At 66.5% G+C, this 22,643-nt stretch carries 22 protein-coding genes and 1 tRNA gene; 6 read left to right on the top strand and 17 right to left on the bottom strand.

Annotation, left to right across the window (positions count from 1 at the left end; translation table 11 throughout):
- Positions 1 to 4: 4 nt before the first annotated feature.
- The gene (locus JF542_RS14435) at positions 5 to 1,204 is read right to left on the bottom strand and encodes a pyridoxal-phosphate-dependent aminotransferase family protein (RefSeq protein ID WP_207076344.1); all 1,200 of its coding nucleotides are present in this window, start codon (positions 1,202 to 1,204) and stop codon (positions 5 to 7) included.
- Between the two features lie 143 nt (positions 1,205 to 1,347).
- On the opposite strand from JF542_RS14435, the gene JF542_RS14430 reads away from it, so the two are divergent.
- The 4 genes from JF542_RS14430 (at position 1,348) to JF542_RS14415 (ending at position 5,394) form a co-directional block, all read left to right on the top strand.
- The gene (locus tag JF542_RS14430) at positions 1,348 to 2,043 is read left to right on the top strand and encodes a phosphatase domain-containing protein (protein ID WP_207076343.1); all 696 of its coding nucleotides are present in this window, start codon (positions 1,348 to 1,350) and stop codon (positions 2,041 to 2,043) included.
- Positions 2,040 to 3,788: an ATP-binding cassette domain-containing protein gene (locus tag JF542_RS14425; protein ID WP_207076342.1), complete on the top strand. Its 1,749-nt coding sequence runs from the start codon at positions 2,040 to 2,042 to the stop codon at positions 3,786 to 3,788. Before JF542_RS14430 ends, JF542_RS14425 begins: the two co-directional genes overlap by 4 nt.
- A gap of 77 nt (positions 3,789 to 3,865) precedes the next feature.
- On the top strand, positions 3,866 to 4,600 hold the full coding sequence (gene ygfZ, locus JF542_RS14420; RefSeq protein WP_207076341.1) for a CAF17-like 4Fe-4S cluster assembly/insertion protein YgfZ: 735 nt from the start codon (positions 3,866 to 3,868) through the stop codon (positions 4,598 to 4,600).
- Positions 4,597 to 5,394, top strand: coding sequence for a fructosamine kinase family protein (locus tag JF542_RS14415; protein ID WP_207076340.1), 798 nt, complete (start codon positions 4,597 to 4,599; stop codon positions 5,392 to 5,394). The genes ygfZ and JF542_RS14415 overlap by 4 nt, the downstream gene beginning before the upstream one ends.
- A gap of 12 nt (positions 5,395 to 5,406) precedes the next feature.
- On the opposite strand, the gene JF542_RS14410 is transcribed toward JF542_RS14415, so the two are convergent.
- Both JF542_RS14410 and efp read right to left on the bottom strand, forming a co-directional pair.
- The gene (locus tag JF542_RS14410; protein WP_242533765.1) at positions 5,407 to 5,874 is read right to left on the bottom strand and encodes a GNAT family N-acetyltransferase; all 468 of its coding nucleotides are present in this window, start codon (positions 5,872 to 5,874) and stop codon (positions 5,407 to 5,409) included.
- 95 nt (positions 5,875 to 5,969) lie between these two features.
- Positions 5,970 to 6,533: an elongation factor P gene (efp, locus tag JF542_RS14405; protein WP_007797318.1), complete on the bottom strand. Its 564-nt coding sequence runs from the start codon at positions 6,531 to 6,533 to the stop codon at positions 5,970 to 5,972.
- A 217-nt stretch (positions 6,534 to 6,750) separates the two neighbouring features.
- Here efp and JF542_RS14400 point away from each other — a divergent pair, with 217 nt between their 5' ends.
- Positions 6,751 to 7,080 (top strand): DUF6280 family protein, encoded by a 330-nt coding sequence (locus JF542_RS14400; RefSeq protein WP_007797315.1) that lies wholly within the window; start codon positions 6,751 to 6,753, stop codon positions 7,078 to 7,080.
- A 114-nt stretch (positions 7,081 to 7,194) separates the two neighbouring features.
- On the opposite strand, the gene JF542_RS14395 is transcribed toward JF542_RS14400, so the two are convergent.
- From JF542_RS14395 to JF542_RS14335, 13 genes are all read right to left on the bottom strand, one after another.
- Positions 7,195 to 8,535, bottom strand: coding sequence for a hypothetical protein (locus tag JF542_RS14395; protein WP_207076338.1), 1,341 nt, complete (start codon positions 8,533 to 8,535; stop codon positions 7,195 to 7,197).
- Between the two features lie 68 nt (positions 8,536 to 8,603).
- Positions 8,604 to 10,010, bottom strand: a complete 1,407-nt coding sequence (locus JF542_RS14390; protein WP_207076337.1) for a TolC family outer membrane protein — start codon at positions 10,008 to 10,010, stop codon at positions 8,604 to 8,606.
- Between the two features lie 36 nt (positions 10,011 to 10,046).
- A complete protein-coding gene (locus JF542_RS14385; protein ID WP_207076336.1) occupies positions 10,047 to 10,697 on the bottom strand; it encodes a protein-L-isoaspartate O-methyltransferase family protein in 651 nt (216 codons plus the stop codon).
- A gap of 127 nt (positions 10,698 to 10,824) precedes the next feature.
- Positions 10,825 to 11,160 (bottom strand): phage holin family protein, encoded by a 336-nt coding sequence (locus tag JF542_RS14380; protein WP_207076335.1) that lies wholly within the window; start codon positions 11,158 to 11,160, stop codon positions 10,825 to 10,827.
- A 9-nt stretch (positions 11,161 to 11,169) separates the two neighbouring features.
- Positions 11,170 to 11,529 carry an ElaB/YgaM/YqjD family protein gene (locus JF542_RS14375; RefSeq protein ID WP_007797301.1) on the bottom strand — a complete coding sequence of 120 codons (360 nt, stop codon included), beginning with the start codon at positions 11,527 to 11,529 and terminating at the stop codon, positions 11,170 to 11,172.
- Between the two features lie 116 nt (positions 11,530 to 11,645).
- Entirely contained in the window at positions 11,646 to 12,323 is a 678-nt protein-coding gene (locus JF542_RS14370) for a hypothetical protein (protein ID WP_207076334.1), read from the bottom strand.
- The gene (locus JF542_RS14365; protein WP_007797297.1) at positions 12,316 to 12,684 is read right to left on the bottom strand and encodes a response regulator; all 369 of its coding nucleotides are present in this window, start codon (positions 12,682 to 12,684) and stop codon (positions 12,316 to 12,318) included. The genes JF542_RS14370 and JF542_RS14365 overlap by 8 nt, the downstream gene beginning before the upstream one ends.
- The gene (locus JF542_RS14360) at positions 12,681 to 14,645 is read right to left on the bottom strand and encodes an ATP-binding protein (RefSeq protein WP_207076333.1); all 1,965 of its coding nucleotides are present in this window, start codon (positions 14,643 to 14,645) and stop codon (positions 12,681 to 12,683) included. Before JF542_RS14360 ends, JF542_RS14365 begins: the two co-directional genes overlap by 4 nt.
- 13 nt (positions 14,646 to 14,658) lie before the next feature.
- Positions 14,659 to 15,600 (bottom strand): response regulator, encoded by a 942-nt coding sequence (locus JF542_RS14355; RefSeq protein WP_207076332.1) that lies wholly within the window; start codon positions 15,598 to 15,600, stop codon positions 14,659 to 14,661.
- Positions 15,601 to 17,022, bottom strand: coding sequence for a hypothetical protein (locus JF542_RS14350; protein WP_207076331.1), 1,422 nt, complete (start codon positions 17,020 to 17,022; stop codon positions 15,601 to 15,603).
- Positions 17,019 to 18,905: a glycosyltransferase family 2 protein gene (locus JF542_RS14345; protein ID WP_207076330.1), complete on the bottom strand. Its 1,887-nt coding sequence runs from the start codon at positions 18,903 to 18,905 to the stop codon at positions 17,019 to 17,021. Before JF542_RS14345 ends, JF542_RS14350 begins: the two co-directional genes overlap by 4 nt.
- 3 nt (positions 18,906 to 18,908) lie before the next feature.
- On the bottom strand, positions 18,909 to 20,831 hold the full coding sequence (locus tag JF542_RS14340; RefSeq protein ID WP_207076329.1) for a cellulose biosynthesis cyclic di-GMP-binding regulatory protein BcsB: 1,923 nt from the start codon (positions 20,829 to 20,831) through the stop codon (positions 18,909 to 18,911).
- Positions 20,828 to 21,151, bottom strand: a complete 324-nt coding sequence (locus JF542_RS14335; RefSeq protein ID WP_144266900.1) for a hypothetical protein — start codon at positions 21,149 to 21,151, stop codon at positions 20,828 to 20,830. The genes JF542_RS14340 and JF542_RS14335 overlap by 4 nt, the downstream gene beginning before the upstream one ends.
- Before the next feature lie 289 nt (positions 21,152 to 21,440).
- On the opposite strand from JF542_RS14335, the gene JF542_RS14330 reads away from it, so the two are divergent.
- Positions 21,441 to 21,514, top strand: a tRNA-Cys gene (locus JF542_RS14330).
- Between the two features lie 70 nt (positions 21,515 to 21,584).
- On the opposite strand, the gene JF542_RS24535 is transcribed toward JF542_RS14330, so the two are convergent.
- Positions 21,585 to 22,643: tyrosine-type recombinase/integrase (locus tag JF542_RS24535; protein ID WP_277988614.1), on the bottom strand; the 1,059-nt coding region annotated here is incomplete at its 5' end.

Raw genomic sequence — 22,643 nt, 5'->3', positions numbered from 1 at the left:
GCGATCAGACGGCGGCCCCGATCACCTCGGCCGCTGCCGCGACACCGCCGCGCCCATGCGGGATGCCGACCGCGTGCAGACCGGCCTCGATCACCCCGAGCGCGCCCAGCACCATGTGGGCGTTGACATGCCCCATGTGACCGATGCGGAAGAAGCCGGTGCCCATCGGATCGTCCGGCTCCGACATGCCCAGCCCGATGCCCAGCGTGAGACCCGCCGCGGTGTCGGTCCACTTGCGCAGCTCGGCGCCATAGGGCGCGCCCACCCGCAACGCGGTGACCGCGTGGCTGCGCACCGATGGGTCTTCGACATTCATCGACAGCGGGCCGTCCGAGCCCCAGACATCCGCCGCCGCCCAGATCGCGCGGGCGAGCGTGGCATGGCGCTTCCAGATCGCCTCCATGCCCTCGGCGCGAATGATGTCGAGCGCGGCGCGCAGGCCGTAGAGGTGATGTGCAGGCGCCGTGCCGCCGAAATACTGGTAGAAGAACTCGGGATTGGCGCGCGGTGTCCAGTCCCAGTAGCGGCTCACCCGTTTCATCGCGGCGCGGCGCTCTGCGGCGCGATCGTTGAAGAACACGAAGCTCAGCCCCGGCGGCACCATCAGCCCCTTCTGCGAGCCTGCCACCATCACGTCCGCGCCCCACGCGTCCATCCGGAATTCGTCGCAGGCCAGCGAGGCGATGCAGTCGACCATCAGAAGCGCAGGGTGGCCAAGATCATCGAGCGCCCGTCGCACCGCCGCCACGTCGTTGCGCACCGAGCTCGCGGTGTCGACATGGGTGACCAGCACAGCCTTCAGCGTGTGGCCGGTGTCGGCCTCCAGCGCCTCGGCCACGCGGACCGGATCGAGCGGCGTCTTGCGGCCGAAGTCGATGATCTGAGGCTCGATGCCCAGCCCCACCGCCATGTCGGCCCAGCCGTGGCCGAAACGCCCGGTCGCGGGCACAAGCACCTTGTCGCCCTCGGCCAGCACGTTCGACAGTGCGGCCTCCCACGCGCCGTGACCATTGGAGATGTAGATCGCCACGTGCCCCTCGGTCTGTGCCACGTGGCGCAGGTCGGGGATCATCGCCGCCACCATGTCGACAAGCTCGCCTTCGTAGATGTTCGGTGAGGCGCGGTGCATCGCGCGCAGCACCGCATCGGGCATGACCGACGGACCGGGAATGGCCAGGTACGGGCGACCGTGGGCAAGTGACATGGGTTTTCTCCGTGAAAGTCCCCCCTTGAAAATCCGGGGTCGGCGTCAACCTAAGCATGGGCGCGGCGGCGTCAATCCGCCCCGCCGCTTGCCACGCGCGGCCAAGGCCACTAAACCGCCGCAAGGCCATGGGGACGTCACACATGCTCTCAAAGCTCTGGGGAAAGATCGAACACCGCGAGCGGCGCCTGCGCCGGTCGTTCGGCAAGGATATCTCGACCCCCGCGGCGCGGGCATTGTCGCAGTTTCATTACAACCTCTTCGACCACGCCTGGCTGCGCACGGTCTGGACCAATTTCTGGCAGATCGCGCCGGGCGTCTGGCGCTCGAACCACCCGACCCACCGGCGCTTCGAGAAATACGCGAAGATGGGCATCAAGACGGTGATCACGCTGCGCGGCGAAGAGAAGTTCTCGCATTACCTCTTTGAAAAGGAGAGCTGCGAGAAGCTCGGGCTGACCCTGAAACACGCCAAGCTCTGGGCCCGCTCCGCGCCTAAGCGCGAGCGCATCCTCACCCTGATCGACACTCTGCGCGATGCCGAACGCCCGATGATGTTCCACTGCAAGTCAGGTGCCGACCGCGCCGGCTTTGCCTCGGCGGTGTACCTGATGGTGTTCGAAGGCGTCCCGGTTGAGGTCGCGCGCAAGCAGCTTGGGCTGAAATACATCCACCTCGAGTTCACCCGCACCGGCGTTCAGGGCTACATTCTTGATGTCTACGCCGCCCGCAACCGCCGCGCTCCGATCCCGTTCGAGGAGTGGGTCCGGACCGAATACGACGGCAAGGCCATTCAGGCCGGGTTCGACGCCAAGCGTCCTCCGGAAGACCTGGCGTGAGCGGGCGCACGGAAAACTCCGGCCATCTGTTCAGCTGGCTGTGGCGGAACTACCTCTGGAAGCACCGCTGGCTGCTGCTCGTCGCACTTGCCTTCATGAGCATCGAGGGCACCATGTTCGGCCTGCTCAGCTACATGATGAAGCCGATGTTCGACAACGTCTTCGTCGGCGGCAATTCGGATGCGATCTGGTGGGTCGGGCTGGTGATCTTCGGCAGCTTCCTGGCGCGCGCGGTGGCGAGCGTGATCCAGAAGGTGCTGATGTCGCAGATCGCGCAGATCACCGTCGGCGATATCCGCAACGACCTTGTCAGCCACCTCATAAGTCTCGACGGCACCTTCCACCAAGCCTACGGGCCCGGCTACCTGATGCAGCGCGTCGAGGGCGACGTGGGCAGCATCGCGAAGGTCTGGAAGATCATCATCACCGGGGCAGGTCGTGACGTGATCGCCCTGTTCTCGCTGTTCGGCGTGGCGCTTGCGATCGACTGGCGCTGGACCCTTGTCGCCCTGATCGGGGCGCCCCTGATGCTGCTTCCGTCGATGTTCGCGCAGCGCTACGTGCGCAGGCACGCCCGCAAGGCGCGCGACATCTCGGCCGGTCTGTCGACCCGCCTGAACGAGATCTTCCACGGCATCGTGCCGGTCAAGCTCAACCGTCTCGAAGAGTACCAGGCCGGGCGCTACGCAAAGCTCACCAGGAAGCGCATCCGCACCGAGGTCAGGTCCTCTCTCGGCAGCGCCTCAATCCCGGCGCTGATCGATATCATGGCCGGCATCGGCTTCATCGGGGTGCTGTTCTACGGCGGCCGCGAGATCATTGCCGGCGAGAAGACCGTCGGCGACTTCATGGCCTTTTTCACCGCCATCGCGCTGGCCTTCGAACCGCTGCGCCGGCTGGGCGCGGTGAGCGGCACCTGGCAGATCGCCGCCGCCTCGATCGAGCGTCTGAAGGAACTGATGGACATGGTTCCGGCGCTGCGCGATCCCGCCGATCCCAAGCCTGCGCCGCAGGGTGTGCCGGGCATCGTGCTCGATGACGTGCAGCTCTCCTACGGCGACGCGCCCGTCCTGCGCGGCACCAGCTTCACTGCCGAGGCCGGCAAGACCACCGCGCTGGTCGGGGCCTCGGGCGCCGGCAAGTCGACCATCTTCAACGTGCTGACCCGGCTCGTCGATCCGGCCAGCGGACGGGTCGAGATTGGCGGCACCGAGGTTTCCGACATGAAGCTCGCCGAGCTGCGGGGCCTGTTCTCGGTGGTCAGCCAGGAAGCCCTGCTGTTCGACGAATCTCTGCGCGAGAACATCCTGCTCGGCCGCGGCGACATCTCCGAGGAGCGCCTTCAGGAGGTGCTCGAGGCCGCCCACGTGGCCGATTTCCTGCCCCGCCTCGAGGGCGGGCTCGACGCGCAAGTCGGTCCGCGCGGATCGTCGCTCTCGGGCGGCCAGCGCCAGCGCGTGGCGATCGCCCGCGCCATCCTGCGCGACACGCCTATCCTGCTGCTCGACGAGGCCACCTCGGCCCTCGACGTGCAGTCCGAGGCAGTCGTGCAGAAGGCGCTCGACGCCCTCGCCAAGGGCCGCACCACGCTGGTCATCGCGCACCGGCTCTCGACCGTCCGCCATGCCGACAAGATCGTGGTGATGGATCAGGGCCAGGTGGTCGAGGAAGGCACCCATGACGAGCTGCTGGCCCGCGGCGGCACCTTTGCGCGGCTGCACGCATTGCAGTTCTCGGAAACCTGAGCCACCCCCCTCGCACCCGCCGCCCAAGCATCCTAGATTGCGGGCAGACGACGCGACGGACAGATCGGGAGAGCGCGATGACGAGCGAACGCAAGGTGCTTCGGGTGAGCGGCCCGGAGGCGGAGCAGTTCCTGCAGGGACTGGTGACCAATGACGTGGCAGGCCTGAAGGACGGGCTGGTCTACGCGGCCATGCTGACGCCGCAGGGCAAGTACCGCGCCGATTTCTTCCTTGTGCCCAAGGGCGAGGACATCCTGATCGATGTGGATGCGGCGCTGGCGCCGGACCTGCAGCGCATGCTGACAATGTACAAGCTGCGCTCCAAGGTCGCGATCGCCGAGACCGACATCGCGGTGACCCGTGGCACCGGCCCAGAGCCGGAGGGCGCCTTCATCGATCCGCGCGACCCGCGCATGGGCTGGCGCGGTTATGACGGCCAGACCGGGGGGGAGGCCGACTGGGACGCGCTGCGCGTCGCCGCCTGCGTCCCCGAGAGCGGCGTCGAGCTGACGCCGGACACCTTCATCCTCGAAGCCGGGTTCGAGCGCCTCAACGGCGTCGATTTCCGCAAGGGCTGCTATGTCGGGCAGGAAGTCACCGCGCGGATGAAGCACAAGACCGAGCTGCGCAAGGGGCTCGCGCAGGTCGACGTGAGCGGCAGCGCGCCGGTCGGCAGCGACATCCTCGCCGGCGAGAAGACAGCCGGCACACTCTACACGCAGGCCGAGGGCCACGGCATCGCCTACCTGCGCTTCGATCGCGCCAAGGGCGACATGACGGCCGACGGCGCGACGGTGCGCTACACGCCATGAGCCTCTCGGCGCTCGAGCCGGTCTTCGGCGCCGAGATCACCTCGGCGCAGCCGCTGCATGGCGGCGACCTCTCGGAGGTACTGAAGGTCACGCTGAGCGACGGCCGGGTGATGGCGGTGAAGCGCGGCGCACGGGTCGATACCGAGGCCCGGATGCTCGCCGCCATGGCCACCGCCGGCGCACCGGTGCCCGGCGTTCTGCATCAGGCCGGAGACCTGCTCTGCCTCGACTGGCTCGAGGAGGCGCGGCCCGCTCCCGAGAGCTGGGAAGCGCTCGGCGCCGGGCTGGTGGCGCTGCACGAACATTGCGGCACCGGCTACGGCTGGCCCGAGGATTACGCCTTCGGGCCGCTCCCGATCAAGAATGGCGCAGCGCAGAGCTGGCCCGCGTTCTGGGCCGAGCGCCGCCTGCTGCCCTTCCTGCCGCACCTGCCCTCGGATCTGGCCCACAGGGTCGAGACGCTGGCCGCCGCCCTGCCCGAGCGTCTGCCCGAGGCCCCGCCGCCTGCCCTGCTGCATGGCGATCTCTGGACCGGCAACGCGCTCTTTGGGCACGACACCGCATGGATGATCGATCCGGCCTGTTACCACGGCGACGGCGAGGTCGACCTCGCCATGCTTGAGCTGTTCGGCACCCCGCCCGAGGCCTTCTGGTCCGGATACGGCGGCACCGAGCCGGGCCGAGCGGAGCGCCGCCCGATCTATCAGCTGTTCCCGGCGCTGGTGCATCTGCGGCTCTTCGGGGCGAATTACCGCGGCATGGTCAGCGGCCTGCTCGACGCCTCCGGCGCCTGAGCCGGGCAGCGTTCAGCCGAGCCGCTTTTCGTAGACCTCCACCGCCCGCGCTGCGCCGGCACGCTGCATGAGCCTGCGTGAGGCGCCGTTGAAGCTGTGGACATGGGCCACCCACCCGTCGCAGTCGCGCGCGGTGATCTCGGCCTCGAAGCCCGCCACCAGCCGCCGCGCGATGCCGCGCCGCCGCCAGGATGGCGCCACCGCGATGTGGTCGAGCACCGCAAGGCTGCGAGGGCGCTCCACAGCGCTCTGGGGCACCTCGCGCAGCCGCCAGAGCAGGTAGCCGCGCGCCACGCCCTCGGCCCGGTAGACCAGCGCCTCGGCGCCGGTATCGATGTCCAGCGCCAGCATGCCCGCCAGCGCGGCATCGTCCGCCTCGGCGTGGAAGCGCTGCGGCACCCGCTGCACATGCAGGGCGTTCAGCCCACGCAGCAGGCTGGCCACCTGCGGCAGATCAGATTGGAGAAGATGGTCGATCATGAAAAAGGCCTCCTGGGCTTTGCGCCGGAGGCCTTTGGTCATCTCGTCATGTCTGCCCCCGGATCGCACGGGGACAAGAGTCGTCGGCGCGCGGGTTATGCGCGTTCCGAATACTCCATGGTTTCGGTGTTCACGACGATGTCCTCGTCCTGCCCGACGAAGGGCGGGACCGAGATGCGCACGCCGTTGTCGAGCACCGCGGGCTTGAAGCTGTTTGCGGCCGTCTGGCCCTTCACCACCGGCTCGGTCTCGGCGATCTTGCAAACCACCTTCTGCGGCAGCGTGGCGTTGAGCGCTTCGGAGTCGTAGAACTCGACCACGATGGTCATGCCGTCCTGCAGGAACGGGCGGCGCTCGCCGAGGATGTCGGCCGGCAGCTGCACCTGGTCGTAGGTCTCGGTGTCCATGAAGATGAGCATGCCGTCATCCTCATAGAGGAACTGCATGTCGCGCTGCTCGAGGCGCACGCGCTCGACCTTGTCGGCGGAGCGGAAGCGTTCGTTCAGCTTGGAGCCGTTGCGCAGGTTCTTCATCTCGACCTGGGCGAAGGCACCGCCCTTGCCGGGCTTCACGTGATCGACCTTCACCGCGGCCCACAGGCCGTCATTGTGTTCGAGCACGTTGCCGGGGCGGATTTCGTTACCGTTGATCTTGGGCATTAGGGGCGAAACCTCGGCAAAAGGTTGATGATTGTCTGGCCGGTCCTATATCTGGCCAGTCCTGCCCATGCAAGACAGCGAATATCGTGTGCGTAAGAAATAAGCAATGTTGTGAGCGCATGTCAGCCATGCGTTTGTGGTGTATCCGAATCGAACGGAATGGTTCATAACGCCACACACGCCGGAAAAGACAAGAGCAATAATCAAAGGTCGAAATATGAAAGATTTCGTGGATAGCACAGCCTTCAATGCCGAACAGGGCAACCGCGCACGCAAGCTCTTTGCGGCCGTGGTTCTGGCTGCGCTCGACGACGCGATCGCCGACGACAAGAAATACGGCAATGGCCCTGAGCAGATCGCCCGCTGGGCACGGTCGCGCGACGGCCGTGAAGTTCTGAGCTGTGCCGGCATCGACCCGAACGAACGTGTCGTTCAGGGCCTGATGGAATTTGTCGGCAAGGGCATCCGCACCTCTGTCGCGCTGTCGCGCGAAGAGAGCGAACGCCGCAACGCCGCAGCCGCGGCGGATCGCGCCGAAGCAGCCTGATACTACCCAAGACGTTCGGCACGTTGAACGAAAGGCGCTCCCTGCAAGGGGAGCGCCTTTCGGTTTATTGGCGGTGATCGTCGCGACAGACCGGAGCGGCCACGCAGGCCGGCCTCAGTCGAAATGCTCGCTGGTCACCATGCGATGGATCTCGCGACGCACCATCTTGCGTACGTTGCGGGTGATGCGCTCACCGAGCGCGCCTTGCAGCTCCTGACGGATGATCTCGGTCACGAGGTCACGCAGCATCTCTTCATCGAACAGGTCCACCGGGGCGGGCAACGCATCGCCATGTTCGGACGCCGCCACGTCGGGCAAGTGCTGCGTGTCCGCCAGCACATCGCCCCGATCCGTGCCCTTCCAGGTCGGCCCCTCAAGCACCAGCGCTTCGGCTCGCCGGGGGTCCTCGGCGACGACCTCATCGGGCTTGTGGTCCTGCCATTCCAACGGCTTCTGCGGCCGGTGGACAAAGGCCGCGCAAGCGGCCTCCGCGCCCTGCGGCTCATGGCTCTCGGCCACGGGCTCGGGCTCGGGCGCGGCCTCGATTTCCGCCCCCTGCTCCGGCTCCTGCACCGTCGCGGGCTCAACCTGCGCTTCCGGCTCGTCGCCCTTGTGACGGGCGATCATCGCCTCGAGCGCGGCGATCTTCTGGGCCAGCCCGACATCGCCTGCCGGCTCGTCTTCGAGCTCCGGTTCGGGGATGCGCGGGGACATTTCGGGCAGTTCGGGTTCCGGCAGCGGGACCTCGGCGGTCGGGATGCCATCATCCGCGGCGTCCGCAGCATCGCCCCCGGCGACCTCCGCGATCCGGTCGAGCAGTTGCGCTGTCTCGTCCGCGTCCTGCGTCTCGGCGGCGGGCGCCGGCGCTGTCGCCTGCGCGGGTCTCGAGCGCGCAAACTTGGGGCGCGCATCGCTCTCCTCCGGCGAGGCCAACGCCCGCGCCAGCTCTTCCTCGACCAGCTTGCCGAGCAGGGTCGAGGCATCGAAAGACGGCTCGTCTCCGCCGTCTTCGTAGATCTCTTCGAATTCTTCGTCCGAGGCGGTGAGCCCAAGGGTCAGGCGACGCGCGGCGGCGGCAGGGCCGGCCTTGTCGCTCTCGGGGCGCTCTGCTGCTTCAGGCCGCTCGCGCGACGGCGACTCGGCCTTCGGATCGCGGTTCAGACGGAACGGAACCGCCACGTTCTCGCGCTCAACAGAGGCCGGGGCTGGCGCGCGCCCGGGCTCTGCCCGCAGGCGATTTTCCGAGGCCGGACGCTTTGTCGAAGATCCGTCTCCCCGGCCCGTCGCGGGCTTGGGCGCATCGTCCGGCACACGCTGCGCCGGGGTCAGGACCAACCGTTCAGGCTTCCCCTTCCCGCTTTGCGGGGCGGATTGCTCACGGGCATCGTCGGCGACGAGTCGCCGGATGGAGGACAGCACATCCTCGATTTCCACATTCGTCACGGGGTCGGACATTCATCTTCCACTCTTGCCTCGCGAAACTCTACCGCGACGGATGATTCCAGACAACCGATGTGCAATGCCTAGTTTTTTCCGAGGGCACGAAGGACACGGTCGAGTTCCTCGCCCTGTCTCGAGGTCACCGGAGCGGTCTTTACGAGGTCGTAATACGCGGCCGGATCGTAGCGCGGCACGTCGAGCCCGAGCTGCTCGGCGGTCAGCTGACCGATCGAGGCCAGCACGGCGTAGGCCGCGATGGTCTGGTCGACCTCGGCCGAGATCTGCGCCGCCCGCGCATCGAGAAGCTCCTGCTCGGCATCGAGCACGTCAAGCGTCGTACGGGCGCCAAGCGAGGCCTCCTCGCGGATGCCCTCGAACGCGACCCGGGCGGCCCGCACCTGCTCGCGCGTGGAGACGATCGAGGCCTGTGCGATGCGCAGCTGCGCGAAGGCGCTGCCGACGGATTGCTCGACCTGCTGGCCGGCGGTGTAAAGTTGCGCCCGCGAGGCATCGCGGTTCGCCATGGCCTGACGGACACCCGACGACAGCCCGCCCCCCTGGTAGATCGGCCCGCTGAGGCCGAGCGTCACTGATCCTCTCTCGGACGCAAAGGGCGAATCGAAGGTGCCGCTCATGCCCAAGCGGCCCTCGAGGTTGACCGTCGGCTTCATCCGCGCCTTGGCGATGGCGATCGCGATGTCGCTGCCGGCCACCACGTGGCGAAGCTGCACGATATCGGGATGCTCCCGCAGCGCCTGCGCCTTGGCCGTCGCGGGATCGGCCGGCAGTCGCGGAAGCCCGACGGGCGGTTGCGGGTTCTCGGGATAACGACCGACCACCGCGTTGTAGACCTCGCGGTTGACCGCGAGCGTGCCCTCGGCGGCGGCCAGCAGACTGCGGGCGCCGGCCAGCCGCGCCTCGGCGGCGGCCACGTCGGTGCGGGTCACCTCGCCGACCTGAAAGCGATCCTGCGCAGCCCGCAGTTCCTCGCCGATGACGCGGACGTTGTTGCGGCGCAGCTGCACGGTCTCGAGGGCGCGGCGAACCTCCATGAAGGCGGATACGCCGTTGTAGAGCACCTGCTGCTCGACCCCGACGAGACCGGCCCGCGTGGCGAGCACCGCCTCGCGGGCGGCATCGAGGCTCAGCGACCGCGCGCCGCCGGCATAGAGCACGAGCGTGGCCACGAGGTCGGCACTGGCGGTGGTGGTGGCGTAGTCGACCCACATGCCGCCGGTCGATGCCGCGTTCTGCGCGCCGAAGCTGCGGGTGACGGTGCCGGTCCAGTTGATGACCGGGCGCAATGCCGCCACCGCCTGCGCGACGTCCTCGTCGGCGGCGCGCAGCACGGCACGGTTCTGGTCGAGAAGGCCACTGGTGATGTACGCGCTCGAGAGCGCACTGGCGAGAGACTCAGCCGCGACCGGAGCCGATGTCACGGCCGCAAGGCAGACACCGGCCAGCATTCCAAGAACGGACTTGCGCGCCATCGGCCTCCCCTTCCAGCAGCACGTCTCGCGGGCGCCTCAGAGAGCGAAGGCGTCCTGCTTTTCAAAACCGGGCAGCACCGGCGCACTCGCGTTGAAGGCGAAGCGCCAGGTGATCGCACCGTCGATCTTCCATCCGACCCGGACCGTGCCGAGTGCACCTTCCATGAACAGGCACACGATACGGCCGCCATCCTTGAGCTGCGCGGTGATCTCCTCGGGAAGCTGCGCCACCCCGCCCTCGATCACGATGGCATCATAAGGGCCATGCTCTGCGGCACCCTGCGCCAGAGCGCCTTCGTGGAACACCACGTTGTCGCCATGCTCGACCAGCAGGCTCTGCGCCTCGGAGGTGAACGCCTCGTCCTCCTCGACCGCGACCACCGCCTCCGCGATGCGGGCGATGACCGCCGAGGAATAGCCGAAGCCGGCACCGATATCGAGCACGAGGTCGTCGTTGTCGATATTCACCGCGTCGAGCATCTTGGCCAGCGTCCGCGGCTCGAGCACCACCCGGTTCTCGGCCAGACGCACGTTGCGGCCGGCATAGGCGGCTTCCTTCTCGGCATCGGGCACGAAGGCCTCGCGCGGGATGCGGAGCATGGCATCGATGATCGGGAACTTGGTGACGTCCGAGGGCCGGACCTGCGTATCCACCATCATGCGGCGGCGCGTGGCGAAATCGGTCATCCGCTAAACTCTTCCGTTCAGTATGGTCCCTATGGTTCTGCCACACTTGCCACGGTGCCGCAATGTCGGAAGAGGTCACATTTGCCGCAACGGAAACGGGCGCCCGCTTGGGGCGCCCGTTGATCCGTCAATCGTCGTCGTCATCACCGCGTCGACCTGCGGCGGTGCCTGCCGCACGCCCGGCGAGGAAGGCCTCGAGCAGGCTGGCGATGCTGGTCGCCGGCGGTGGCGGCGGCGCCGGCACCTTGCGGCGGTTCGCCATGAGAAGCAGGATCAGCGCCAGCGCAAGGTAGATCCCGCCGACGATCAGCAGAGCGGTCTGCGTATCATACAGCTCCGCCAGCGCAACGAGCCCGGCTCGGGTGAAGTAAACCGCCGACACGATCAGCGCGATCAGCGCGAGCGCGCCAAAGACGATGCGGCGGATGATGAGACGCAGCCGAAGCTCGAGCGCGTAGAACATGGGCGGGTGTTACCTCCGCGAGTTGAGGTAGCCCAGCAGGAAGCCGGCGGCAGCCGCGATGCCGACCGCCTGCAGCGGCGTTGCGCGGATCTGGCCGATTGCCTGATCTTCGAAATCCGCCACGCGGCGACCGGCGTCGCGCAGCATCTCTTCGCCCTGCCCGCGCACGTCGTCAGCCTTGGCCTTGGCCTTCGCCTTGGCTTCGCGGCCACGACGGCTGCCGATATCGCCGACCATCTCGGTCAGGGCCGAAAGATCGCCACGCAGGGTCGCGATCTGATCGCTCAGCGCGTCAAGGTCGCGGTCCTTGCTGCTCGTGCTGGTCGAGGCTGTGCTGCTGGTCGGGGTGTTTGCCGTGGTATTCGCCATGATCCTGGCTCCCTTGATCGATGTGTCCTTTGACAAGTCAACGAGGCTGCCCGGTCAAAGGTTCCGACACATGGCGGCAAATGCAAGGGCTTCAGGTCTCGGCGCCGGGAGCCGCCTCAGAACTCGCTCCAGAGCCCGATTTTCAGCGAGGTTGCGTCATTCGTCAACTTGTAGGCGCCCCCAAGCTCGAGGAAGACTCCGCGGGTCAGGCTGATCACGTGCGACGGCGCGATCGAGACGCTGTCCTCGCCGCCGGTGGGGGCGGCATACTGGAGCTGCACCAGCGACAGCGAGCCAGAGGCATGGTTGAGCCCGATCGTGGCGTCGATCTTGCCCTCCTCGGACCCATCGCCCCGGAAAGCATAGGACGATTCGACCCCGGCCCAGCCATTGCCCAGCCCGGACTGGAATCCGCGCCCCCAGGACAGACCGGGGCGCACCACGCCATAGATCTCGTCCTCGATCTCGATGGCACCAACTGCCAGCTCGGCCGAGATCCAGGTGCCGGCATCGGTCGACAGCACCGGCCTGCGGAGGAAGAAGAGCCCCGTGAGGTCGCCCGATCCATCGCTGCGCCCGGCGTCGATGCCGAAAGTCAGCCGTTCGGTCACGCCGTATTCGTAATACAGCGACGAGTAGTTGCGGTCCGTCGTCTCGTTGATCTGGAACTGGTAGGAATAGGACAGGAAGGATTGCCCCTCCGCCCGCGGCCAGGCAGCCGCCCCGGCCTGCACCGCCGAGATCAGCAGCGCCGCCAGCGCTCCCGGCACTACGCCGCGCCGCGCCTCAGCCATCCGCGTGGATCTCGCGCAGGACGTCTGCCAGCGACAGCGGATCGAATGGCTTGGGCAGGACATCGGTGGCGCCGGCATCGCGCAGGTCGTCATTGGCCACCGCATCGGATTTCGCCGTGCACATCAGCACCGGCTTGCCGGCGTTGGCGGGGTCGCTGCGCACCGCCCGCAACAGCTGGCGCCCGTCGGGCGGCGGCATCATCAGGTCGAAGACGAACATGTCGTAGCCGCCGGAAGCGATCTCGCCCATGGCGGCCTCGCCGGAGGTCACTGCGGTCAGCTCGATATCGTCCTCGCCGTCGAGCGCGAGCTCGACCAGCGTGACGATGTCGGTCTCGTTGTCGACGAATAGAACTTTCATTCCGCGGCACTCCGTTGGTCCATCTGCGCCAGCGGGAGACGCACGATGAAGGTCGATCCGTGCGCCCGGTCACCACCGGTTTCCGTCAGATGTATGCTTTCGAGAGACAAAGTCCCACCCATGCGCTCGACCAGTTCGCGGGAAATCGCCAGTCCAAGCCCGGTTCCGCTCGCTTGGGTGTCCGGTCCGTGCGCGGGCTTGGCGAAACGCTCAAAAATCGCGCCCTGCGCCGCTGCGGGAATGCCAGGCCCGTGATCGCGCACCCGGATCACGACCTCGGTCTCGGTCAGCGCGCTCGAGATCTCCACGCTTTCGCCCTGTGGCGAGTATTTCACCGCGTTGGAGATCAGGTTGTCCATCACCTGCTGCATCCGTTGCGGATCGACCTGGACCGAGGCGCCGGTGTTCTGCAACTCCAGCAGCAGGCCGACGCCGAAGCCATCGGCATAGCCCTGCATGTTGGTCACGGCTTCGCGCGGGATGTCGTTGGCGCGCACGGTCGCGAGCGTGACATCGAGCCGGCCCTGATCCATCGCCTGCAGGGTCAGGATGTCGTTGACCAGCATCATCAGACGGCTGGCGTTGCGTTCGGCCAGATCGAGCAGCTGACGCGCCTTCGGCGGCAACTCGTTGCCAAAGCGCGAGCTCAGCAGCCGCATCGCGCCGTTGAGCGAGGTCAGCGGCGTGCGCAGTTCGTGGTTCACGGTCTCGACAAAGGCGGTGCGCGCCCGGATCAGCCGCTCTTCGGCCGACACGTCGGTCAGCACGCAGTAGAGCGTGTGCCCTTCGACCGCCTCGACCCGGCTCACCTTGCAGCGGATCTCGCGGCCGATGACGCCGTGATGGCTGCCCGCGTCGGGGACAAAGATGAACGACGTGCTGTCGACGAGATGCTCGAGCTCGACCGGGGCGCTGGCGCGGAAGCGCTCGACCGCGGCACCGGCATTGTCGACGCCGAACAACTCCTGCGCGCGAAGGTTCGAGGTCCGGAACTCCCCAAGCGCGTCGAAGACGATGATGCCATCCTCGACGTTCTGGAAGATTGCCTGGAACTGGCTCGCCGCCTGCTTCGCATTCCAGGCCTCGCGCTCGGTCTGCGCGAGGCTTGCGCGCAGTGCCAGCATCCGGCGATGCGCCAGGATCGCGGCGTAGAGCGCGAGCCCCGAGAGCAGCGCGTAGACGGCAGTAAAGGCCACAGCACGCAGCAGGAAGCTGCGGATCACGACCGAACGCGGCAGCGCCATCACGGTCTTCAGCCCGGTACCCTCGATCGGCGAGGACACCGTGACGAGCCGGTTTTCGCCTACTTTCGAGAACCCTTCCGAGCTGAAGGCGGCCGTGCCCTCCACCGAGCGGATATCGACCAGCATCTCGGGATCGAAGCGGGTCTCTTCCAGCAATCTGCGGAAATAGCTGGCCTCGAGCGAGGACGCCATCACACCGGAGACCTCCCCCGTCTCGGAGATGATCGGCCAGGCAATCGGGGTCACGCGCATCCCGGTGATCGTCGAATCCAGCGGCGCACCGATCACATAGCCTTTTCCGGCCCCGTCGAGCGTGCCCTGAAAATAATCCCGGTCATTGAGGTAGAGGCCGAGAACGCCCTCGATCGAGGACCAGCGCACCGCCCCCTCGTGGTCGATGACCAACATCGCTGCGATCTGGTCGACATTTTCGACAAACTCGCGCAGCCCGCCGCCCAGCTCGGCCTCGAGTGCAGGGACCCGGTAGAGATTGAAGGCCCCCAGCCGTTCGGTCATCGCTTCGGCGCGTACGGTTGCGAGCTCGAGGGCACTGAGGAAATGCTGGTTGAAGAGGTCGGCAACATGGGTCAGGCGCACCTCGCCCTCGCGCATGGTGCGCTGGTAGTCGTAGTGCAGGAAGAACAGCAGCATTGCCCCGCTTGTCAGCACAAGCGCCACGAAGCTGCTTCGGAAACCGCGCGCCAGTCGGTTGGGCATGACCTGTCGCTCCCTAGTGGTTCCGCTGGCTGGCGCCCGCGACCTTGATCCCGTTGCCGCCTTTCTGCGCCTGCTCCTCGAGCGCGCCGAACGCCTTGCCAAGCGCCTCCGACACGGTGCCGGCGGTGCCCGGAAGCGTGACTCCGACGCTCACGCCCGGCAACGCGCCCTTGAGCTTGCCCGGCATCGATTCCAGCGCCCGCTTGACCGACATCGCGAGGTCGCGCACATCCGCAAGCAGCGCGTCGTCATCGTGCACCAGAGACGCACCGCAAAAGGTGTCGCCCTCCCAATGCGCCAGCATGTTGCCCGCCGGCATCCGCACCTGCGCCAACACCTCGGCCACCGCGGCAAGGATCGCCTGCCGCTCGCGGGTGCTGAAATCGACGGTGTTGCGCGCCGTGGCGTCGACCGAAAGGGCAAAGACACCAAGCCCGTCGAGCCGCTCTTCGCTTACCTGAGCGAGCGCATCCTGCAGCGCGTCGCGATCAGCCAGCAGACCCGGCAGCGAGAATTGCGAGCGGGCGCGGCGCGACGCGCGCGCGTTGCGCGGACCAGACTTGCGCCGGTCGAGTTCGGCCTTGAGGCGCAGCTGCGCCCTCAGGCGCGCCTGGAACTCGATGCGATCGAAGGGCTTGGTCAGGTAGTCGTTGGCACCCGCCATGAACGCCCGCGACAGCGTGCTCTTGTCCTCGCGGCTGGTGAGCATCACGATTGGCACGTCGCGCCACTTGTCGAGTGCCCGGATCCGCGCACAAAGCTCGACCCCATCCATTTCCGGCATCATCACATCCAGCAGCACCAGATCGGCTGCGACTTCGGAGGCCGACATGCTTTCGAGCGCCTCTTTCGGATTCCCGAAGGACGAGACGTCGTGATAGCCGAAATCGGCCAATGTCGCCTTGATGAGTTCTCGCGCGATCTCGGAGTCGTCGACCGCGATAAACTTCCGCACTTAGGTGTCTCCTGCTCTGTTCACACGGTAAACCATCCAGCTGCCCGTGTCATATACGAGATCGAATCTCGAATCGTTGTTATTCTTCAGTCTCGGTAGCGCTCGCAACAGGCGATCCCGAACAACTGGATCATTTTCATCCACCCCGATGACAACGAACTTTCCAGCCGGGCGACCGCCGAACAGCACGCGATCATAGGCCGGATCGCCTGCCGCGATGAAATTGCTCGCATTTCCCAGCGCCGCGACAAGATCTGGATGGCGTTCGACATCTGCGAGAACCTCGTCGCGGTCGCGCAGGAACGCCGCGACATGTGCTGCCTGCGCCACAGGGTTGGTCACCATCCGCCCGCTCGCCGCCTGCAGCCAGGCACGGCTCTCCGGCGTTCCCAGAGTGCCCAGCGCCCAGCCGCCCAGCATCGCCGAGAGCACCATCAGCGCGGCCAGCGGCGTCGAGCGCAGCGAGGTGCGCGTCCACCAGCGCGCCGCGACCGGGATCGCGCCAAGCGCAGGGGCGGCCACAAGGACCGGATCGGGCTCCACCGGGTAGACCCGGTTCAGCAGAGCCATGCCGACCAGCGTCAGCAGCATGCCACCGAGCGGCATCGAGAATCGCGGCTGGAGGAACAGCCGGAAGATCACCATCAGCGGCACTGGCAGAAGACAGAAGATCGCGAGAAAGGTGGCCCCGGCCCATGCGCTGTCGGGCGACAGCAACTGCACCGCGAAGAAATCGGTCTTCAGAACCGCGCTGACGAAGAACAGCGACAGCACCGCGGCGACCACCGGAAAGAACATCGACACGAGATAGCCCGAAGGCGAAACCAGAAGCAGGCTCGGACGCGCCGCCAGCACCAGCGCCGGAAGCGTGGCCAGCGCGAAAAGCACGCCCAGTTCGTGCGACATGGTCGCGACCAGGAGCCCCAGCGCCACCTTCATCATGTCGGGCGCGGTGCCGAACAGGCGGATGTTCACCAGCCCCCTGAAGAAGAGCCACGCGCCGAGGATGAGGAACATCATGCTCGGCCCCTCGCTCAGAGAGCGCAGAAAGACCGGGTTCAGCACCAGAAGCAGCACCACCAGCACCGCCGACAGACGGTCATAGGCCGCCCGGTTGATGAGGTTGTAGTACCACGCAACCGCCAGCAGCCCGCCAACCGCCGCGCTCAGCACATGCGGCAGCGGGATGTCGGTCCCGCCGCTCAGCACCTGCATCACCAGTGCGATGGCGAAGGGCAACGGCGGGAAGAAGGCGTCGGTGGCGCGGAACACCGCGGGCCCGTCGGTCAGCACGATGGCCTTGGCCCACATCTGGATGGTGGCGGAAGACAGGAAGCCATGCCCCTCGACCCAGGCGATAGGCAGCAGCATCGCCGCGCTGACCAGCAGCCAGAGGGCGATCTTCCAGACCAGATCCCTCACGTCGCCGCCTCGCCCTCGTCACCGGCCGCCTTGAGCTCGGCGGCGGTGTGCTTGGACAGGCCGTGCTGGGTCTTCTCCCAGTAGAACGGGTTCGACACCAGCTGCTTCAGCGCCTTGTAGGAGGCGATGGTCATCAGCACCCAGTAGCCCACCACCGTCACGCCCCACGGCGCGAGATAGGTCCAGCGCCGGCGGAACGGGGCCACCATCGTCAGGTAGATCAGCAGCGCGTTGCCCGCGAGCAGGTTGATCAGCGACATGTAGAGGATGGCGGGCGGGAAATACGGCTCGATGAGCTGCGCGCCGAAGATCATCCAAAGCACGAAGATGCCCCAGAAGATCGGGTTCAGCAGACCCGACAGGAAGGTGCCGCCGATGAAGAACACAAAGCCGATCAGCCCCGGCAGCCCAACGGTGCGCGCCAGGTGGATGGGGCGGCGCGTGTGCACGAGGAAGGTCTGCATGTAGCCCTTGATCCAGCGCGAGCGCTGGCGGATCCAGTTGGGGATCGAGACGTTGGCCTCCTCGAAGGTGGTCGAGTCGATCACCCCCACCCGATAGCCCTTTTGCGTGAGGCGGATGCCGAGGTCGGCATCCTCGGTCACGTTATGCGGATCCCACGCCTTGAGCTGGCGCAGCACGTCCATGCGGAAGTGGTTCGAGGTGCCGCCCAGCGGGATCGGCACGCCGAGGCGCTGCAGGCCGGGCAGCATCAGGTCGAACCACAGCGAGTAGTCGAGCGTGAACATCCGCGTCAGCCAGTTTTCCTGCGCGTTGTAGTAGTTCAGGCGGCACTGCACGCAGGCGGTGTTGGGCGAGGACTGCCGGAAGGTGGCAATCACCTTCTTGAGCTGGTCGGGCTCGGGCTTGTCCTCGGCGTCGAAGATCACGAGGAAGTCGCCCCGCGCGTATTGCAGCGCGTAGTTGCAGGCCTTGGGCTTGGTCTGCGGATGCGACGCCGGCACCAGCACGATCTCGAACACCCCCTCGAGGTCGAGCGAGCGCGCCGCCTCGATGGTGTCGTGGTCGCTCTCTTCCAGCACGATCTTGATGTCGAGCTTGGCCAGCGGATAGTCGAGGTTGCGCAGCGCGTTGGTGAGGATCGGCAGCACCTCGGGCTCGCGGAACATCGGCACCAGCACGGTGTAGACCGGCAACTCGTCATCATGCAGCATCGCCGCCTCGGCGGCGATCGACTGCGACATGCGCTCCTGCGCCTCGCTGCCGACCCAGACCAGCGTCGCCTTGAACAGGAAGTTGCCGAGATAGAACACCGTCATCACGACGTTGAGCGCGATCAGCGTCGGCACAGGCGCAAAAGCCAGCCCCAGCAGGAACAGGCTGATGCAACCGTAAAGCACCACCACCTGCGCCGGCAGGATCACGTTCGAGGCCGACATCACGGGGTCGGTCTCGGCCAGCCCGTAGACCGCCTCGTGCGACTGTTCCTCGCGGAACGCACTCTGCAGCGCCAGCGAGATGTCGAGCCGCGTCGCAACGGCGATGTCGACCTCGCTGCCGAAGATTTCGATGATCCTCACCAGCGTGACAGGCCCGGGCCGCGCGGTCGCCACGGTCAGGCGGCCATTCTCCTCGCGGACGGGGATCACCTGCGCCTCGGTCATCTCGGTGACGTCGTAGCGGCGCAGAAGCGCAGTGTCGGCTGGCGTCTCGGACAGGTCCAGCAGCGGCACGTCGTAGTAATAGGCAAGCTCGCGGTAGATCGTGGCGGCCTTCAGCCAGCGCTTGCCCAGCAGCACCTCGACGAGGCCAAGGTTCCAGGCCTCGGCAAGGTCCTCGGCCTCGTCGAGCTGCTCGTCGGTCAGGATGCCCCGATCGTAGAGCAGGTTGCCGATGGCCTCGCTTTCCGCGTCGAGCGCCACCGATCAGCCCTCGGAGCTGTCCCGGCGCTTCCGGTAGACACCTTGAAGGAAGCGGATCAGCAACAGCGTCAGCGCCAGCCATGCCGCGCCGACGATCCACGGGCGGTACTTCGCCAGCAGCTGCAGCAGGTCGGTCTGGTCGGGATAGCTGATTTGCAGCAGGTCGGTGCGGCTGCGCGCCACCGACAGCACCAGCCCGTCCTGATCGAGGATCGCCAGCTGTCCCCGGTCGAGCTGCAGCGGTATCGAACGGGTCGGCTGCGGCGCCGGGCCATCACCGGGGCGGATCCAGATGCCCGCCCCCTGCTCGGTTTCGACCACCTGCACGAAGCTCAGTGCCTCGAGCCCGGATCCCGCGAACATCACCCCGCCGTCGCCGTCGAGGATCTCGACCGCGCCCTGATCGAAACGCAGCGCCGGATCGCTGCCCGCCGGCGGGTTGGCGCCGACATAGATGAACGGCCCCTCGGCCTGCGACAGCTGCGCCGCGCCGGTGACCGTCGCACGATCGGGGATCAGAGCGCCCGCAAGCGGCAGCAACAGCGGCCATGCGCTCTCGGCCGCGCCCGGCTCTGCCACCACGGTGACGCCGTCGCGGAAGGCCTGCCGCATGAGGAAGAAGTCGTCGCCCGGCGCAGGTCCGTCCCCCAGCACGAAGCGGCTCTGCGGCAGGATCTCGGCCGGGTATCCCTGCGGCGCGAAGCGGCAGCCGCCCCCCTCGACCTGCCGTTGCACGAGGATGTCGACCTGGTTGTCGCGCCCGATGAGCCCGGCGGGCAGGGCAAAATCCATCCATTCCGGCTCGGCGCTGTCGAGCGGCCGCGACCCGACCATCGAGTCGTTTACGAAGACGCTGACCGCGACGCCACGCCCCGAGGCGGAGTTGGCCGCCGCGACCAGAAGCTCGAGCCGCTCGGGCAGCGTGCCTGACGGCAGCGCATCGGCGGCGAAGTTGAAGGTGAAGGTCGAGCTGCCGACCACGTTCTGCCGCAGCTTCGGCGCACCGAGCTCCGCGAAGGTGATCCGCGAGGAGGCCTCCTCTGCGCCATCGAGCGAGACCGGCGCAATGCCGTCGACCGCTGCCAGCGCCTGCCACTCGCTTTCGAGCAGGGCCAGACCAAGCGCCGGATCGCTGCCACCGAACCCAAGTGCCGGGCGCCCGTCCAGCGCCATGACCTCGACGCGGCCGCCGCGCGCCCTGTCGCGCCCGGCCACCAGCGCACCGCTGGTCCATTCCCGGCCACCGGCATCGCTGCCGCCAACCCGCACCGCACCGAACTCGGCATCATAGGCGGCACCGGCCATCATCGCGAAGGGCAGCATCTCCGGCCCCTCGCCATCCAGCACGAGCCGCTTGTCGCGCGGCATCAGCCGCGCCACATCGAGCGGGCTGTCCAGCTCGCCGCCGCGTACATAGAGCTCGAGCGCGGAGCCCGGACGGATGAAGACGAAATCACCCGAGGCCCGCTCATCGATGCAGAGCTGCTCGGAATGCGCCCCGGAGTAGCCGAGCGTGACCTTGAGGAAACCGCCCGAGATCGCGCCGTCGGGCACCGGCACCTCGACGGTCATGCGACCGGAACTGCCTTCGAGCGATGCCACCTTCATCACGCGGTCGGCCATTGCGACCGACAGGAAGCGCTCGGTCTGCATGCTCTCGCCATGCTCGAGCTCGATGCGCAGCATGGCGCCCTCGATGGCCCCGGCGCGCGCGGCCGGCAGGAAGAACGTGACCTCGCCGGACAGCTGGCGGAACTCGATGCCGGCATCAAAGCCGATCTCGTCGAAGCGCACCGTGCGGCGCAGCGTTTCGGTGGCGCGGGACTGGATGGCGGGCGCATCTGCTGTGCTTTGCGCCAGGGCAGGCAGGGCACAGCCGATCTGTGCTGCGAGAAGCGCCGCGAACAGGCCGGGAACGTGCTTCAAAGAGCCGCCTCCCGCGCCCGCATGATGCCCGCCAGCGCCACGATCAGGGCGTTGCGTTCGGGATCCGTGAGGGTGCGGTTCTCGGCCTCGGCGGTCTCGAGCATCCTGAGCGCGTCCTTGAGAAGCCGGTGCAGATCGGTGAACCCGAGCATCCCGGCGTTGCCCGCCGCCTCGTGCAGGATGCGATGCAGATCGTGGATCTCGGCGAGCTCGACATTCTCGCGCCCGAGCGTCTCCTTGACCGGGCGCAGCATCTCGGGAAGCCCGTCGATGAATCTGCCCTGCAGCAGCTTCAACGTTGCCGAATATGCATCACTCACGTTTGCTCACTCCTCAACACAGGCAAAAAACCTTTTCGATCAAGGGTTAGAACAACCCCGGGCCGGTTTCCACACTCTTATTTCCGCCACAATCCCGGCTGACGCGACGCCACGCCGGACACGATGGGCAGGTCTTCGGAAATCTGCACTGGGTACGCCACTCGATATCGAATCCTAACCGCAGAGCCGGGCGCAGGTGAAGGGGCAATCCACGGCACGAGGAATCTTCCAGGCGGGCCCATAACCGCTTGACGCCCCCGCGGCGGGGCCCTAGAGAGTGCATCACTCTGGCGAGTTGGCGGAGTGGTGACGCAGCGGATTGCAAATCCGTGTACACCGGTTCGATTCCGGTACTCGCCTCCATTTATCTTCAAGCACTTGCGTCACTCCCTTCTGTGTAGCGGCCCCGCTGTTTACAGGTGCGTTTACAATTTCATTTCTCACTACGAGTTCTGGCGGCTTCTAGGCGGGCCAGAACGGCGTCACTTTCGTCGGGACTGACACGCGCGTAGATTTCGATGACCTGCGATGCGTAGCGAACGGACCACCCCATCAACGTTGCGATCTGGCGCAGCGACAGGTCAGCGTTGAGAAGGCGCGTTGCAGCCGTGCCTCGCGTATCCGCCAGCGTCTTTTCGCGGCCATCTTCCCACGGCTCCACCTTTGCCTCGCGGCGCCACTTCGTAATTTGGTTTGATGCCCAACGTGCCGAGAGCGGCTTGCCCAGCTCACTGACCAGCAGCGTTTCCTGGCCATTGGGGGTTTCCTCTAGCAGGCAGCGCAAGGAATGCGTCACAGGAATGTAGGCGACACGCCCTCGCTTGCTGGTCCTGAACCGCAGTCGCTGGCCGTGCTGCGTCTTCTCGAACTGATCAAGACGGACCTGGACAAGATCTGACACCCGCAGTCCTGTCTCACATCCAACAGCGAGGATGCGCTGCACCCACCTAGGGGCGACGCGGTTGAATCTTTTCAGATCGTCCGAGGTCCAGACGATCTCGGTCCGGTTGGCGACGTACAGCTTCTTCAGCTTGTGACAGTGGTGTTCCCGCAGTTTCCCCTCTTCAACAGCCCAATTCAGGATACGCGTCGCATGGGTGGCCGCCATATCGTGCTGCTTCGGAGAGTGAAGCCAGCGCTTCCGCCAGCTGTTCACCTCTCCCCGTGACGCAGGCTCTTCAAACATCGCGGCGGGGTCCGATCCAAACTCTAGTTGAAAACGCTTGGCCCAGAGCTCGATATCTTTCTTTGAGCGCTCCCCCTTTGGTACGGCGGCGCTAGACAAAAAGTCGTCGACCAATGCCTCGGTCAGGTAGAGGCCAGCGGATGTCGGTTGGGTGACTTCCGCAAAGGCGTGAAAGAACTCGGGACAATGAACCGCGCCGGGTTTGCCGGAGGCTGGTTGATTTAAGTTACGCAGCCATGGTCTGAGTTTCCAGAGCTGCGTGGTAGTTTGCTTCGGCCTCTGCTGGCGGGATGTTTCCGATGGGTT

It is taken from the genome of Salipiger bermudensis, assembly GCF_017309175.1.
Classification (GTDB): Bacteria; Pseudomonadota; Alphaproteobacteria; order Rhodobacterales; family Rhodobacteraceae; genus Salipiger; species Salipiger bermudensis.
Note: the sequence above shows the minus strand (reverse complement) of the source record. Positions and strands in the feature narration are given on the sequence as shown.